Source organism: Nocardia asiatica NBRC 100129, assembly GCF_000308415.1.
Taxonomy (GTDB): domain Bacteria; phylum Actinomycetota; class Actinomycetes; order Mycobacteriales; family Mycobacteriaceae; genus Nocardia; species Nocardia asiatica.
The window spans coordinates 1-15,333 of sequence record NZ_BAFS01000152.1 but is presented as its reverse complement, the minus strand read 5'-3'; the positions used below and the strand labels follow the sequence as shown (position 1 = coordinate 15,333).

At 68.7% G+C, this 15,333-nt stretch carries 16 protein-coding genes and 1 pseudogene; 14 read left to right on the top strand and 3 right to left on the bottom strand.

Annotation, left to right across the window (positions count from 1 at the left end; genetic code table 11):
* The 12 genes and pseudogenes from ON27_RS14490 to ON27_RS14435 form a co-directional block, all read left to right on the top strand.
* A pseudogene (locus ON27_RS14490) lies at positions 1–228 on the top strand (esterase family protein); the annotation flags it as partial.
* 268 nt (positions 229–496) lie between these two features.
* Positions 497–853, top strand: a complete 357-nt coding sequence (locus tag ON27_RS14485) for a DUF2218 domain-containing protein (RefSeq protein ID WP_043726168.1) — start codon at positions 497–499, stop codon at positions 851–853.
* 296 nt (positions 854–1,149) lie between these two features.
* The gene (locus ON27_RS14480; protein WP_245559948.1) at positions 1,150–1,935 is read left to right on the top strand and encodes an ABC transporter permease; all 786 of its coding nucleotides are present in this window, start codon (positions 1,150–1,152) and stop codon (positions 1,933–1,935) included.
* A complete protein-coding gene (locus ON27_RS14475) occupies positions 1,935–2,819 on the top strand; it encodes an ABC transporter permease (RefSeq protein ID WP_043726166.1) in 885 nt (294 codons plus the stop codon). Before ON27_RS14480 ends, ON27_RS14475 begins: the two co-directional genes overlap by 1 nt.
* 5 nt (positions 2,820–2,824) lie before the next feature.
* Positions 2,825–3,850 carry an MlaD family protein gene (locus ON27_RS14470; protein WP_043726187.1) on the top strand — a complete coding sequence of 342 codons (1,026 nt, stop codon included), beginning with the start codon at positions 2,825–2,827 and terminating at the stop codon, positions 3,848–3,850.
* On the top strand, positions 3,847–4,863 hold the full coding sequence (locus tag ON27_RS14465) for an MlaD family protein (protein WP_043726164.1): 1,017 nt from the start codon (positions 3,847–3,849) through the stop codon (positions 4,861–4,863). Before ON27_RS14470 ends, ON27_RS14465 begins: the two co-directional genes overlap by 4 nt.
* Entirely contained in the window at positions 4,863–5,882 is a 1,020-nt protein-coding gene (locus tag ON27_RS14460) for an MlaD family protein (RefSeq protein WP_043726162.1), read from the top strand. The genes ON27_RS14465 and ON27_RS14460 overlap by 1 nt, the downstream gene beginning before the upstream one ends.
* A 26-nt stretch (positions 5,883–5,908) precedes the next feature.
* Positions 5,909–6,985 (top strand): MlaD family protein, encoded by a 1,077-nt coding sequence (locus ON27_RS14455; RefSeq protein ID WP_157227187.1) that lies wholly within the window; start codon positions 5,909–5,911, stop codon positions 6,983–6,985.
* Complete coding sequence (locus ON27_RS14450; protein ID WP_043726158.1) at positions 6,982–8,019, top strand: MlaD family protein; 1,038 nt, start codon at positions 6,982–6,984, stop codon at positions 8,017–8,019. Before ON27_RS14455 ends, ON27_RS14450 begins: the two co-directional genes overlap by 4 nt.
* Positions 8,016–8,996, top strand: a complete 981-nt coding sequence (locus ON27_RS14445; protein WP_043726157.1) for an MlaD family protein — start codon at positions 8,016–8,018, stop codon at positions 8,994–8,996. The genes ON27_RS14450 and ON27_RS14445 overlap by 4 nt, the downstream gene beginning before the upstream one ends.
* Positions 8,993–9,655 (top strand): hypothetical protein, encoded by a 663-nt coding sequence (locus tag ON27_RS14440; RefSeq protein WP_051046582.1) that lies wholly within the window; start codon positions 8,993–8,995, stop codon positions 9,653–9,655. The genes ON27_RS14445 and ON27_RS14440 overlap by 4 nt, the downstream gene beginning before the upstream one ends.
* Positions 9,656–9,695: 40 nt before the next feature.
* Positions 9,696–10,688, top strand: a complete 993-nt coding sequence (locus ON27_RS14435) for an oxygenase MpaB family protein (protein ID WP_083887574.1) — start codon at positions 9,696–9,698, stop codon at positions 10,686–10,688.
* A gap of 12 nt (positions 10,689–10,700) precedes the next feature.
* Here ON27_RS14435 and ON27_RS14430 read toward each other — a convergent pair whose 3' ends face one another.
* A complete protein-coding gene (locus ON27_RS14430) occupies positions 10,701–11,468 on the bottom strand; it encodes a TetR/AcrR family transcriptional regulator (RefSeq protein WP_083887571.1) in 768 nt (255 codons plus the stop codon).
* A gap of 148 nt (positions 11,469–11,616) precedes the next feature.
* Here ON27_RS14430 and ON27_RS14425 point away from each other — a divergent pair, with 148 nt between their 5' ends.
* Positions 11,617–12,603, top strand: a complete 987-nt coding sequence (locus ON27_RS14425) for an oxygenase MpaB family protein (RefSeq protein WP_043726154.1) — start codon at positions 11,617–11,619, stop codon at positions 12,601–12,603.
* Positions 12,604–12,812: 209 nt separating this feature from the next.
* On the opposite strand, the gene ON27_RS14420 is transcribed toward ON27_RS14425, so the two are convergent.
* Together ON27_RS14420 and ON27_RS14415 are read right to left on the bottom strand one after the other, a co-directional pair.
* Entirely contained in the window at positions 12,813–13,886 is a 1,074-nt protein-coding gene (locus tag ON27_RS14420) for an LLM class flavin-dependent oxidoreductase (RefSeq protein WP_051046581.1), read from the bottom strand.
* A gap of 498 nt (positions 13,887–14,384) precedes the next feature.
* On the bottom strand, positions 14,385–14,876 hold the full coding sequence (locus tag ON27_RS14415) for an anti-sigma factor antagonist (protein WP_157227186.1): 492 nt from the start codon (positions 14,874–14,876) through the stop codon (positions 14,385–14,387).
* Between the two features lie 131 nt (positions 14,877–15,007).
* On the opposite strand from ON27_RS14415, the gene ON27_RS14410 reads away from it, so the two are divergent.
* The coding region (locus tag ON27_RS14410) for a TetR/AcrR family transcriptional regulator (protein ID WP_043726174.1) at positions 15,008–15,333 on the top strand (326 nt) is incomplete at its 3' end.

Below are 15,333 nucleotides of genomic sequence, written 5' to 3'. Positions count from 1 at the left end.
GGTATCGAGCACAGCCCGAACAAATTGATCGATCAACTCCTCATCGGCGGCGCGCTGGAGGCGTTCGCCGAGCGCTGCACCCGTCAGCTGCGGGAAAGGTTCGACCATCTGGCGATTCCGGCCACCTTCGAGTTGCGCGCGACCGGTACCCATTCCTGGTCGTACTGGCGCGAGGACCTGCACAACTCGTGGCCGATCTTCGCCGCCGCGCTCGCCGCGACACCGTGACGCGGCATCGACCGGCCCAGCGGAGAGACCGCACCGGTGCGCGGCCTCGGCGAGGGATTTCGTGTGATAGCCGGGCGCCGTGCGTGCGGTCGGAAGTATCTGTGTAAATGACGTGCGAGGTGGTAAACCCAGCTCGATACAGGTGATGCTGTTCGACAGCTCGCGCTCGCCGAAGCCTGGTCCGCAGTCGTCCGACACGAAGGCTGGTGCTCGTCATGGTGTTGCCGTCGCTCGGCGCGCAGGTCGGGAAATCGGCGCGGGGCGCCTCGTGAGCGCCGGGGGCTCGTCCGCCTCGTCCCGATCGCTGGTTCGCACCGAGCGGCCGGAGCGTTATGGCAAGCAATTGGTGGCGCACCTGGGACGGCGCAACGGCGGTGAGTGGTCGGCGGAGAACGCCTCCGGCTGGATCGACCTGGACACCGGCCGTGCCACGGTCACCGCGCGGCCCGGCGAATTGCTGCTGCGCATCGAAGCCGCCGCCGAGGACCTGCCACAGCTCGAGGACGTGCTCGCCCGACATCTGGTGCGATTCGGTGAGCGCGACGGATTGAGCGTCACCTGGCAGCGGGACCTGTCCGCGCCGGGCGCGACCGATCAGGTCGCCGACCGACACCTGGAGGACTGAGACCGCCGCGACGTCCGCCCCAGGACTTCGCCACCCGGATCGGTTCCGAGCAGCAACCCGAGTCATCGAAGGACAATGTTCGATCGTTATCGCGAATCTGGGTTCACGCGTGTCGAGCAATTGATAGTCTGATTGCGGTTGAACTATCAATAGCGCAGCTTTCCCCGCTCGGAGCGATACACCTCCCCTTCGGGCGAGATGGATCGTTGCGCGAGGAGTAGAACGTGTCCGAGTACGCGGCGGCCGCTGAGTGGTCTTCCCCGGATAGGCCCGAGCCGGTTCCGCTCGCAACCGCGCTGAGCAACCGAATCGCCGCGAGCACAAGGACTTTCGGCCGCACGGTCCGACTCGGCGTACGGTCCACCGCGCTGCTGGCCACGGATCTGGCCCTCGGCCGGTTCCCCGCGCGCGAAGCGCTGGTCCAGGCGTGGTTCTTCGCCTCGGTCTCGCTGCTGCCCGCGATTCTCATCTCGCTGCCGATGGGCGTGGTGATCGCCGTCCAGGTCGGCAGTATCACCGAGAACGTCGGCGCCGGTTCGCTGGCGGGCGCGGTGGGCGGCATGGGCGTGATGCAGCAGATCGCCCCGCTGGCCGCCGCCTTGCTGGTGGGTGGTGCGGGCGCGTCGGCGATCGCCTCCGACCTGGGTGCCCGCACGATCCGCGAAGAGATCGACGCGTTGCGCACCATGGGCATCGATCCGCACCGCCGCCTGGTCGCGCCGCGCGTCCTCGCGATGACCGCGGTGGCGCCGATGCTGGCCGTGCTGGTCATCCTGATGAGCATCCTCGCCAGCTTCCTGGTCGCCTCGGTGGGCCAAGGCGTCGCGCCCGGTTCCTACTGGCTGTCGTTCGGAAGTTTCGCCACCGTGACCGATCTGGTGATCTGTATCGCCAAGGCGGCGGTCTTCGGTTACCTCGTCGCGGTGATCGCCTGCCAGCGCGGATTGGAGGCGCAGGGTGGCCCGAAGGGCGTGGCCGACTGCGTGAATGCCGCCGTCGTGCTCGGATTGCTGACCTGCCTGGTGGTGAACCTGGTCATCACGCAGGTGGTGCTGTTGTTCGTGCCGTTGGGATTCCTCTGATGGCGGCGCGCGGCGGACTGCGGACCGCACGGCCGTCGGAGTATCGGCCCCGGGGTCTGCGCTGGACGCGGCAGCTCGGGCGGTTGTGGGAACCACTGGAGGAATTGGGCTTCCAATTGCGCTTCGGGATCGCGGCCGGACTGGGCACGGGGTACGCGCTACGCCGCTACCGCAAGCAGGTCGTCGCGGTCTGCACCGATCTGGCCTGGGGCGGTGGACGGTCGGTCATCGTCGGCGGCGGAGTGGTGCCCGTGCTGGTCATCATGGGCGTGGTGGCGGGGGCGATGATCGGCATCGTCGGATTCACCGCGCTGGACATGCTCGGGCTCGGTCCGCTCGCCGGAGCGATGTCGGCACTGGCGAACCCGCGCGAACTCGCCCCGCTCATCGCCGCGGTCGGCTTCGCCGCCCAGGCGGGATGCCGGATGACCGCCGAGATCGGCGCGATGCGCATCTCCGAGGAGATCGACGCGCTCGAAGCGCAAGCGATCGACCCGATCCCCTACGTGGTGTCCACGCGGGTGATCGCCGCTGTGCTCACGGTGGTCCCCACATACCTGATCGCGCTGGCGCTCGGATTCCTCACGACCCGGCTCACCGTCACCGCGGTGCACGGCCAGGCCTCGGGTGCGTTCGCGCACTACTTCCACATGTTCGTGGCGCCGGCGGACCTGGTGCATTCCCTGGTGAAAGTGGTGGTCTTCGTTCTCGTGATCACCGGTGTGCACGCCTACCAGGGCTTCTACGCGACCGGCGGGCCCGAAGGGGTCGGCATCGCCTCGGGCCGCGCCATCCGCGCGAGCCTGGTGCTCATCGCGTCGACGGACATGGTGATGACCATCGCCATGTGGGGCTTCGACACCGACATCAGCTTCGCGGGGTGAGTTCGATGAGTCGTGCGGTGCAGTTCTCGGTTCGCGGACCCGGCCGTGCGGGTCTGCGGTTGCGCGGGTTGGCGCTGCTCGCGGCGCTGGCCCTGCTCGCCACCGCCGTCTGGCGCACGCTCGAGCCGAACCGGGAGGGCCTCGTCGGCTTCGACATCGTGCTGACCAGCCTCGGTGACGGCATCGGAGCCGACAGCGCGGTCCGCCTGCGCGGCATGACGATCGGCTCGGTGGTAGCGGTCGAACCCGTCGGCGCCGATCGGCAACGCGTGCGCGTCGGCGTCGAGGCGGCGCGTCTGAGCGAGTTGTCGACGGCGATGCAGACCCGGTTCGTCTCCGCCAACGTCTTCGGACCGACTGCCCTGGAATTCGTTCCGATGCCGGGTGGCGATCCGCTCCGCGCGGGCGCGGTGCTCGACCTGGGCGATCGGGTGGACAACTTCACCGTGACCCGAATCCTGCGCGACTCCGGCCGCGCCGTGGCCGACGTACTGACCGCCCGGACGGCGACAGCGCTGGAGAACGGCGCGCGCCTGACCGAGGCGGTGGCGCCGATGCTCACCTCGGCTCTGCTACTGGCTCGCACGTGGCAGCGAGCTCGGCCCGCCCCGCTCGCCGAGTTGCTCCGCGAATCCGCGGATGTCACCGAAGGCGTCGCCGCGTTCACGCCTTCGGCGCTGGGCATACTCACCGCTCTCGCGTCGGTGACGGAGCTGGACGACGACCTGCGGACGCGCCAGGCCTCCGACACCATTTCCGAGGTGTCCAACCTCGTGTTCGCCTTCGCCGGGGAGCTGGTCGGAGCGCTCGGCCCGACCTCGCAGGCGGTGGACATGCTGCTGGACCTCGTGATCCCACTGGATCAGGCGATGCGCGGGGTCACGCCGCGGCAGGTGCGCGATCTCACGACGGCGATCGACGGGGCGCTGCGGCACCGCGCCGACCGCTTGGTGCTCGACGTGGAAGTGCTGATCGAGGCGGTGCCCGCGTTCCGCATTCCGGCCGAGGCGGCGGGCGGTGCGGGGCGATGAGGACACCGCGGTCCGCCGCAGTACGCCTGCTGCTGTTGCTGGTGGTCGTGATCGCCGTGGTGGCCCTGGTCGTGCAGGCGATCCGGCGTCCGGTCGGAGGCGAGACGATCGGCTATCGCGCGGAATTCGGCGACGTCTTCGGCCTCCAGCAGAACGCGGATGTCCGGCTGCGCGGCGTGCAGGTCGGCAAGGTGACCGGCATCTCGCTGACCTCCGACCATCGCGCCTCCGTGCGATTCACCGTGCAGTCGCGATATCGGTTGCGCACTACCGACGGCCTGGCGATCAGATTCCAGAACCTCACCGGTCAGCGGTATCTCGCGATCACCGCGGCGGCGGAACAAGGGCCGTACCTTGATCCGGCCCAGCCGGTGGTCGAAACGGTCGACTCGTTCGACATCACCACGGTCTTCAATGGCTTGCGGCCGCTGCTGCGCGAAGCCGATCCACAGGTCTACAACCGCTTCGCCGCCGGCTTGGTCGCCATGATCGAAGGCAGCGGCAACGATATCGCGCCGCTGCTGCGCGATCTGGCCGCGCTCACTGCCTACGCCGAGGATCGTACGACCGTCATCGCGACCATCGTCGCCAACCTGGACACGCTGTCGCAGCGGCTGCGCGGCCGCTCGGCCAACCTCGAGAACATCTTGCGGGTCTTCCACTCCATCTTCATGCCGGTCGCCGGACGGATGGAGGAGTTCCTGAACCTGATGGACAAGGGCTCGGTCGAGATGACCGAAATCGTGCGGGCGGCCGAGGCTCTCGCGCGCCTGCTGCTCGGCGCACGCGACAGCTCCGACGCGCTCACCGAACGGATCCGGCAGGCCATTCCCGACACCGCCGCCGCGGTGCGGTCGCTGTCGGCGCTGCCCGGGCTGCTGGAATCGCTCAACGCCCTGATCCCCCGCTCCGAGCCGTCCCGGCAGTGCGCGAACGGCACGATCACGTTGCCGGTCACCGCGGCGGTGCTGCTGCACGGCCGTCCATTGACCGTCTGTGACGGGAGTCGGTGATGAGAGACCGCTCCGTTCGCATTGCTGTTTCCTTCGGTCCCGAGACCCCGTCGCCCCGCGGCCAGCTGATCTGGGCGCTGGTCAGCGTCATCGCTGTCACGCTGGCCTTCGCGACGGTCGGTGTGCTCTATCTCCGCCCGCCGAACTATGCGACCTACCGGCTGCACCTGCCGGAAACAGGAGGCTTGACCACCGGCGACAGCGTGCGGATCGCCGGCGTGAAAGTGGGCCGGGTGCTGACGATTCGGCTGGCCGAGGAGCACGTCGACGTCGAGTTCCTCGTCGATACGGCGCACCGCCTCGGGGACCGGACCGCCGCGGACATCCGCATGCTCACACCGGTGGGCGGGCTGTATCTCGCGCTGCTGCCCGCGGGTGAGCAACCGCTGCGCGCGCCGATCCCGATGGAGCGGGCACGGCTGCCGTTCCTGGTGAACGAACTGATACCGGAATCGGTCGAACTCACCGAGCAGATCGACACCGAATCGCTGCGCAGGACGCTCGACGCCGCGGCGCACGCGCTCACGGACGCCCCGGGGACGGTCCGCCGCGCCGTGTCCTCACTCGGCGTGGTGGTCGGCGCGCTGGCCGAACAGAAGAACCAAGTCGAGGGACTGCTCGCCCTGTCCAACGAATACCTGCGGACCGCCCGAGACAACGAGATGCTGGCCACCGAGGTGATCCGGGCGTACGCCATCCTGGGACCGCAGATCGTGGCGGCCCGTACCGAGGTCGAGATCTTCGCCGACAAGGTGACCGCCGTCGTCGGGCTGCTGTTCGATTTCCTCGCCGGTCCCTACGCGGAGAAGCTGGAGCCGCTGCTTTTTCCGCTCGAGCAGAGCCGCGACCTCAGCCGCGACCTGCTGAGTTCCACGGAGGCGATCATCACGGCGATGACGCGCACGATGGAAGAACTCGCCGCGCTCGCCGGGCCGGAAGGTCGAGCGCTCATCGATCAGAGCGGTCTCACCGTGCAGCGCCCCGGCGTATGCCTGCCGGTACCGGGAGCGGGGTGTTGATCATGCGCGCGGTGCACGGGAGAAAGATGCGGATGCCGGCGGTGCTGATCGCGGCCGCGGTCGTCGTGTCGGCAGTGGCAGGGGCGGCCGTGCACCGCTCCGAACGCCCCGCCCGCACCGTCTGCGCCCTGTTCGACGACACCTTCGGTCTCTATCCGGACGCGCCGGTGACAATTCGCGGTGTAGCGGTGGGGAAAGTACGAGCGGTCGTGCCCGACCACGAACACGTTCGGGTGGAGATGGTGCTCGACGAGCGTCCGCTGTCGGCTCGCATGCGGGCGGCCGTGGTGAATTCTTCGATACTCACCGACCGTCGCGTGGAACTGGTGGACACCACGGTGCGGGGCGAACAAGCGCTGCCTGCCGGTCGGTGCGTCCAGCCCGACCTCACGGCGACACCGGTGAGCGTCTCCGACGCGCTCGGCTCGTTCACCGGACTGCTCGACGACATCACCCGCCCGGGACCGGACGGCAGCACGCCGTTGCGGGCACTGCTGGACGGCGCGGACCGCGAGTTGCACGGGCTCGGGCCTGCTCTCGACCGGCAACTGCGGCAGCTGTCGGAAGTACTGGCCGCGCCGGACACGTTCGTCACCCAGCTCGGCGAACTGCTGGACAACTCGGCGGAGCTGAGCCGGTTCGTCGCCGCGGAGTGGAACGACATCAAGACCTCGATGATCACGTTCGGGCCCGGGCTGGCCCTGCTCGAGCGCACTCTCGTGATCGTCAAGATCCTGGTCGGCAAACTCGCGGCGGCGCTGGGCCCGCTCGACCGGCTGTTCAACCACCACTTTCCCTACCTGATGGAGGTTCTCGAATCCTCGGTTCCGATAGTGACGCTGGCCCGAACGCGGGCGGAGGAATCCCGTGATCTGCTGGCGACCATACCGGGAGTCGTCATCATGATGCGCAGCATGTTGCAGGGCGGGTCCGGCGGCATCGCCTTCGACTATCGCCCGTCGGCGGTCGTCGTCGGTGCGGCCGATGCCCAGGCGTTCTGCGCGTCCCCGGCGATATCGGATACCTGCGAGGTCATCTCGGCGCACGCGGCTCGGATGCCGTTGCCCGTGGCCGTTCTCGCGACCGCAGGGAGCCCGCGATGACCAGGTGGCGTCGACCGGCCGGCCGCAGGCGGCAACTGCTGCTCGTGAGCCTCACCCTCGCACTGCTCGCATCGGGCGGATGCGGCTTCGACCCGAGCGACCAAGCCCTGCCGGGAACCGGCGTCGACGGACCCACCTATCGTCTCGCGGTCGAGTTCGAGTCGCTGTTGAGTCTGCCCGCGGGAGCCGAGGTCCGCAGCAACGGCACCACCGTCGGCCGGCTGCGGTCGATCGAACTCGTGCCGCACGCCGCGGTAGCGCACCTCGACGTGCGCGCCGAGGTCCGCTTGCCCGTCGGCACACGGGCCGAACTGCGGCAGACGACCGTCCTCGGCGACATCTACCTCGCCCTGCTGCCGCCGCCCGACGACAGCGCGGGCCTGCTGCGCGACGGCGGCACCATTCCGCTGCGCGACACCGACACCGGGCCACAGATCGAGCAGATCCTCGAGCGAATGGCCGCCTTCGTCAACGGCGGCAGCGCCGCGAGGATGCAGGACGCGGTCGACCAATGGAACCGCGCCCTACCCGAAGACCCCGCCGAGACCAGGGAGCTGGCCGGGCGCATCGCCGCCGATCTCGCCGACGCGGCCGACGGCATCGGTGACATCGACCGCATAGTCGCCGCCACGGACCAACTGACCCAGCGACTGCACGAGATGCGCGCGGAGGTCGGATTCATCTTCTCGGAGACGGCTCGACAACGACTCGAGCGTGTCCCGGAATTCATGACCGCGGTGCTCAACGTCGTGATCGACGTCAACACGCTCACCAACGGGCTGGATTGGCTCATTCCCCGGTTACCCCGTCTCAACGACGCGCTGGAACTATCGGCGGTCCTGCTGCGTGAGCCGTCGGCCGACGCCACGCGCTGGGAAGGCAACGGGGCGTTGATCGCGGAATTGCTGTCCGGCAAAGTGATCCCGTTTCTCCAGAACCCCGCACTGGATCTGCGCAGGGTCGGGATCGCAGGCAGCCCCGACCGTGACGTCGACGCACTGATCCTGCTTCGGCTGATCGGGGTACTGCCTTGACCAGAATTCCCGCGTGGTTGTCCGGCGTGGCCCTCACCGTGGTCACCGCACTCGGCAGCGGCTACCTGATGCTCGGCGTACTCGACGTGGAGCCGATGGCCGAACGCAACCACGTCACGGTCCGAATGGACGACGCCGCGGGTTTGCGACCCGGATCGGCCGTCGTCTACCGAGGGGTCGATATCGGAACCGTGGACGAGGTGCACAGCGTGCCCGGAGGCGTCCGGATACGGCTGTCCTATGACCGCGCCCAGCCGATTCCGGTGGACACCGCGATGGAGATCGAGAATCTCTCCGCGCTGGGCGAGCCGGTATTCGCCTTCCTCCCAGGCCCGGTGCGCGAACCGGATCGGACGCGTTATCTGCGCGACGGCGACCGGCTCACCGGCTCGGTCGGCATACCCCCTTCGGTTCCGGAATTGCTCGCGGCCTCGTCGGCGCTGCTCGACCAAGCCGATTCGGCCGCGATCAGCCGGTTGGCCGAGACGTTCGCCACCGCGGTGGAGCACGCCGGGCAGGTGGCTCCGGCCATCGCGCGCGCCGCCCAACTGCTCGCGCTCACCTTGGCCCGGCATCAGCCGTCCCTGGACGCGGTGCTGCGAAATCTGCTGCGGCTCATGCCCGATGTCGACTGGGTGCGACCCGCGCTGACCGCCGCACCCCCGCAGCTCGACCGGTTCGGCGAAACACTCGGCGTGTCCTACCAGTACCTGTTCGAAGGGTCCGCCCTGCTGCGCGGCCGCGAAGTGCTCGGTTCATGGCGGGAGGAGGAACAGCGCTTCGTCGACTTCCTGCGCGAGCTGGCCCCCGAACTCGGGGCACTCGGCGTCGCGCTGCGGCCGGTGACCTCGGCCGCCGGGCCCGCGCTCGGGGCTGTCGACATGGCCACCCTGCTCGACCAAGCCCTCACCGCACTATCCGGCGATCGCCTGCGGATCACCTTGCGGACACCGCCGGGAGCCGAAGGAGAACGATGAGCACCACCGCAGCAGAGACCGGCGACACTCCGGCCGAGGAAGGCACCGCGCCAGACCCGCCCAGCAGGCGGGGTACACGGTCGGTGCGCGTTCCCGGCCTGCGCCTTCCCGCAGGCATCACCCGCTCCACCGCCGTCGCGCTGGCTGTGGCCGCCGTCGCCGTCGTGGCAGCGGTCTCGCTGGCCGTCGGCAGGTTCGGCGACAGTTCCGCCGACGAGCTGGCCACGCTGCGTGCGCAGCTCGACACGGACGCGGCCGCCGAACAAGCCGCCTCGACGTACGCGCTCAACGTGTCGCAGGTACGCGCGGGCGATATCGAGGGGTGGCGAAAAGCGTTGCAGACCGACGTGAGTCACCAGCTGGCCCCGAAGCTGTCGGCCGCCGTCGACGTCGTAGGGCCCTGGCTGAACCAGATGGAGTACACCGCCACCGCGAAGCTTCTGGCCGCGAAGGTCTCCCGCCGAGAGGGCGACCTGTACGTGGTCCAAGTGTTCGTCGACATGAATTCACGCAGCAGGCAGACCCCGGAGGGCGTCACCGCCACCGCCGCCTACACCGTCACGCTCAACCGCGCCGCCGATTGGACCATCACCGACGTCGGCGGCGTGACACCGGATCTGCCCGCACCGCCGCCCGAGACGACACCGGCGCCGCGATGACGGGCCGACGACTTCCACAGTGCACGAACAGGAGAAGATGATGACCGCAGCCCCTCGCAATTCCGCGAGCACGATCGAGACGACAACAACGGACGCGATCGCCGATGCGGCCGCCCCCCAGGTGGTGTCGGTCGACGGCGAGCCGATCGAGCTGGTGTCGCCGGATTCGATGACCGCCGAAATGGTCGGCCACTGGACCTATCTCGTCGTCGAGGGCGCCGCGTTCGCGATGCAGGGACTGCACCCGGTGATCCGCGATGTCGTCGACCGGTATTCCGTCGCCCGCACCGATCCGCTGGGCCGCGCGATCCGCTCCGTCGACTCGGTCCTGCGGTGGACCTACGGTGGCCTGGAGGCCATCGAGGAGGGCAAGCGGCTTCGTTCGCTGCACGAGCCGCTGACCATGCGCAACGGCGAGGGAAGACGCATCAGCGCGCTCAACCCCGGGGCGTACCAATGGGTGATCGCGACCGCCTACGTCACCACCGCCAAGGCCGGACCGCTGCTGGTCGGTCGCGAATTCACCGCGAACGAACTCGACGATCTGCTCGCCGACAACATCCGCATCGCACGCATCCTGCGCGTGCCGATGAAGGGTTACCCGACGAACAGGGCGGAATTCGACGCCTACTACGAGCACATGGTGTCCGACGTGCTCTGCGCCACCGACGACGTGCGCCAGCAGTTCGCGGACCTGCGGTCCGGCGACACCGAGCAATTGCGCGCCTTGCCCTTTCCCGTCCGGTCCCTCGTCCGTGCGCTGGCCAGGCCACTGCTGCGCTTCAACTACCTGTCCATCGTGGGACTGCTGGACCCGCGACTGCGCGCCATGGTGGGGGTCGAATGGAGCGAACAGGAGCAGCGGCAACTCGAACGCATTTACACCGTCATCCGATTCGCCTACCGGGTGCTGCCCGAGCGGCTCACCTACTTCCCCATCGCCTACCACGCCAGGAGGCATCACCGGTGCATCCAGCAGATGAAGGAGCGCGAACTGAAGTCGGCGGCCTACCGGGTGCGCCCGAAACAGTAGCCGGGCCGGTGGCTAACTCCCGCCGGGGTGCGGGAACAGCAACGGCGCGAGGAACCGCCGGGCGAACTCCTTCGCCTCGGCGGCATCCGCCAGCGGCAGCGCGCCACGCGGATTCGAGATGAACGACATCGTCAGGCGGACGAACAACTCGGCGACCACTTCGGCGTCGAAGACGCCGAGCTCACCGCGCCGCTGCCAGTGCACGATGAATCGCGCTACCAGCGTCCGGCCCTGTTCGATGAATTCGTCCCCGGTGAGGAACCGCGTGAGCTCGCCCGCCGCCGACGAGACGCGCAAGCTGTGCGTCAGCAGGCGAGGGGCCTTGGCCTCGCTCACGAACGCCGAGAACATCTCCGCCAGGGCGCTCACCGGGCCCGCCGAACGCTGCACCGCCTCGGCCACGATGACGCCGACCCGCTGCGATTCGGCCATCAGGGCGTACCGCACCAGTGCCGATTTGGTGCCGAAACGGCGATAGACCGTGGCGACGCCCACACCCGCGCCCGCGGCGATGCGCACCATCGTGGTCTCCTCGAATCCGACTTCGGCGAAGCAGTCACGGGCGGCATCGACGATGCGGCGCGACTTGGCATCCAGCGCGGTGAGGTCGGCCCACGCGTCGCCCACCGCCGCGAGGAACTCCGCGACGGTCGGGTCGTCACCACCGCGCTCCGGCGCGCGCACGGCGGGCGGGTGCCCGGCCCGGCCGAGTTCACCCGGGGCACTCTTGCGGCGGGTGCTCGCCGCGGTCTCGCTCGAATCGTTCCGGTGCGCCCTCATCGGCGAGAGCCTACCGCCCGCCCGTCGCGCCCCCTCGCCATCGTCGTCAGCCTTTCCCCGGCCGCGGGAGCGGCGGGTATCGTCTCTCCCACCGCCGGAATGATAGTCTTTAAGGTATATAACTATCACCGGCAGTCAGAGGTGACCCATGGCAACGAACGCAGAGCTGCCCGTTGTTTCCCAGTCCGGCGCCCGCGCCGGGACGCCGTCCGGGGTGTTCCCGGAGGTGCTCGCCGAGTTCCGCAAGCACACCGGCAGTGTGCTGTCGGGCGTGTTCGCCGGCGCCGCCTTCGATCAGGTCGCGCTCGTTCCGGTCGCCGCCGCCGTGGACCGCACCGGTCGCTTCGCCGCGAACTTCGCCGATCGCGGCGTCCGTTCGGGTTTCTCCGCCCTCCTCGCGATGTGGGGCGATCCGGCCGACCGGCAGGCCGAGGCGGAGTGGCTCAAGCAGCGGCATCGCGACGTGCACGGCCGGGGGCGAGGCGACTATCACGACGTCCGCTACAGCGCGCTGAACCCGCAGACCTGGATCTGGGTGGGCGTCAGCGGAATGTTCGTCGCGCTCAACACCTTCACCTACTGCACCGGGACGGTGCTGCGGCCCGCGGAGAAGGAAGCCGCCTACCAGATGCTGCGCGAGGGGTTCTCCGGATTGGAACTCGCCGCGCGGTCGGGCAAACTGCCGCCCGATCTGGCGTCGGCGGCCGAGTACTACGACACGATGGTGGAGCGAGAACTGGCCGCGAACCCGTTCCTGGTCGAGCAGTTCGCCGGACTCACCAGGCTTCCCCTGCCCACCCTCGGGCTGCCTCCGCTGCTGCGCAGCGCGCTGCTGCCGTTGTGGCTGCTGCTGCGCCATCTCGCCGGCCACGTGATCCAGGTGTGCTCGGCCGAAGTCATGCATCCCGGAGTCCGCCGCATGGTCGGCTTCGAGCTGAAGCGGCGCCACCATGTCGAATTCGCGGCGTACGTCTGGCTGCTGCAAGTGGCGTGGAAGGTGCTGCCGGACCGGCTTCTGCTCGCCCCGCTGGCGTACAACCGCCTGCAATACGAGAAACTGGTCCGGCTGCACCGCAAATACGCGCTGGACTCCTTCTCGCCGCCCTCGGGCGCGGCGGGCGGCTGCCCGATCTGAGCTGATCACTCCAGGGCGGAAACGGGCCCGGCGATGATAGAGAAAGCAGTCATTGCTATCACCGCTGACACTTTGCGCGCCTCCGCCCCCGGATCGCGTTCGCCCCGCCTCCCCGGCCCGAATCGACTCCCCCGTCGGAATTGAAATCCGCCGCCCCCGGCCGATCGGCGACCGACCAGCGGGCCCCTTTGTGCGCCGTATCGGCCGGATCACGCAGACGCGGCCACCGCATCGCCGTCGTACTCATTCCCGAGCCGAGGCGCCACGGCCTGTTTGCCCAGGGCGGGCGCGATCAACTCCACGGTGTCGTGCAGGATCTGTTCGTAATCGGCGCGGTGGAACTCGTACGGCAGTTCCAGTCGCAGTTCCGATGTCCGCGCGAGCACCGGATCGGCCCGTAACCGGTCGATGATCTCGTCGGCGGTGCCGACCAGATCCGGGGCGAAGAGGACACGCCGCTCCCCCTGCGGCGCGAGGGTCCGCTCGTGCCGACCGGCCGCGTACCGCCGGTACCGCTCCCGGGTCGCGCGGTCGGCGCTGTCGAACGGGAATATCACTCGCCCCACCGCGACGCGAGCGGGCCGGGCCGGATCGGCCAACCGGCGATATTCGCCGATCAAGTCCAGCTGGGTGGTGGTGAAGTCGTCGCTGCGCTCGCCGAAGACGATGTTCCCGGTCAGCAGGTTCAGGCCGTTCTCCCCTGCCCAGCGGACCGAGCGGATACTGGCGCCGCCATACCAGAGCCGCGCTATCAAGCCGGGGTTGTGCGGCTGCAAGCGGGGCCGCTGCGTGTTGCCCGGGGAGTGGATCACCGTGTCGGCGGCACCGAGGTAGTCGCCGCGCAGGTTCTCGATCAACCGGCCGATTCGTCCGTAGGACAGGTCGTAGGTGCGCCAGTCTCCATCGAAGACCCGATGTCCGATCAGCTCGGCATGCGGCGGGGTGCCCGCGCTGAATCCGGCTTGCAACCGGCCCCGCGAGAGCACATCGGCCAGCGACAGGTCCTCGGCCAGCCGGAAGGGGCTCTCGTAGCCGATCGGGATCACCGCCGTGCCCAGCTCGATCCGGCTGGTGCGCTGACCGGCCGCGGCCAGGAACACCGCCGCCGAGCCGACGCCGTGCTCGAGATGTCGTTGCCGGATCCACGCACCGTCGAAACCCAGGCTCTCGCCGTACTCGAACAGCCGCAATGTGTCCTCGAGCCCGGCGTAAGGGTCGTCGTCGGGGTAGTTGCCCGGTGTCAGGAACGACAAAGTCCTGATCCGAGTTGTGACGTCGCTCATGGGAGTCAGTGCCGCTCGGACGGGATCGTCGCGCCGGATTCGGTCGCGACCGGGCGGCGCCGGTTCTCGACGAAGCGAGGCTGGGTGGGGGCGGCCGGTGCTGTCATGTGGTGCTCCTCGTCTGGAACTCTGCCGTCCTGGGCTCGACACTGCCGGCGACGCCGGAACCGGCGTCCAACTCCGCTCAGGACGCCTGACGTACAGAGGCGACACCGAATTCAACCGAACGCACCCGCCGACGAACAGGATTCCGCTCAGCCCGAGCGCAATACTCCACCCGTCGACGGAGTACCCGCGCTCGCCGATCAGCCCGGCACGCTGCGCCGCCCTTTCCCGGCACCGTTCCACACGGTCCGGGCACGGCGACAACGACGCAGTGCCGATACTTAGTCCGAGAACGACTCTCGCGAGTACGTGGAGCTATTCGGCGGGGCACACTGCCCGTGCGACCCGCACGACCTCGAAGTCGATGCCGCGCAGGTACAGCACCGAGCCGATTTACGCGGATGGTTCGCTTCTGTGTCGCACCGGCGCGACGGCATTACACCGGCCCGCGACGTGCGGACGCCCGTCCGGCACCGACTCGGCCAACGCGTCCTCGACAGAAGCGTAGACGGGCAGCAAGGCATCGAGTTCGATAACGGTCACGACCCGGGTGACGACCGACCAGCTGCCGACGACACTCAGCCGAATGCCGCGACGCCGGCAGCGCTCGGACTCATCGGCCAAGACCACCAACGAGCGGCAGGCCATGAAAAGGAGGCCGCTGGTCTCGACCACCAGGGGGCCCGTGGCTGTGACCGACGCGACAGCTTCCGACAACAGTCGGCGCCACGTCGGCAGCGTGTAGGCGTCGACTTCGCCACGGACATGGATCACCACCGCGCTACCGCGGCGTTCGATGCTCGCGCTCAGGAAAAGATGGGCGTCTTCCGGCTCATCAGCCGGGGGTGGGAGGGAGGAGCCGAGGCCGTGCAGTGCTGTGCTCATGGGGGCACTCGATTCGTTTCGCGCCGAATAGGCGCTCGACAGTCGGGGCCCACCCTGCGTCCTCAAGACAGACCTGTCTTTCTTTCCTAACATAGACAGGGCGGTCTGTACAGCGATATCGTCAGGGGGAAATGGAGACCCCGAACCTTCCGCGTACCGCAATCGCCGCACCTGCTCGCGAGCGAATACTGAGCACGGCCTACACGCTGTTCACTCGCCGCGGCATCCGAGCGGTGGGTACCGAGGAGGTCATCGCGGTGTCCGGCGTCGCCAAAGCGACACTGTATCGGCACTTTCCCTCCAAGGACGATCTCGTGCTCGCCGTGCTCCAGCGCCGTGAGCAGTTGTGGACGCTCGGCATGGTGGAGACTCAGTCCCGCCAGCGCGGTGCCACGCCGGAAGAGCGGTTACTCGCGATCTTCGACGTCTTCCACGACTGGTTCCAGAAGCGCGAGGA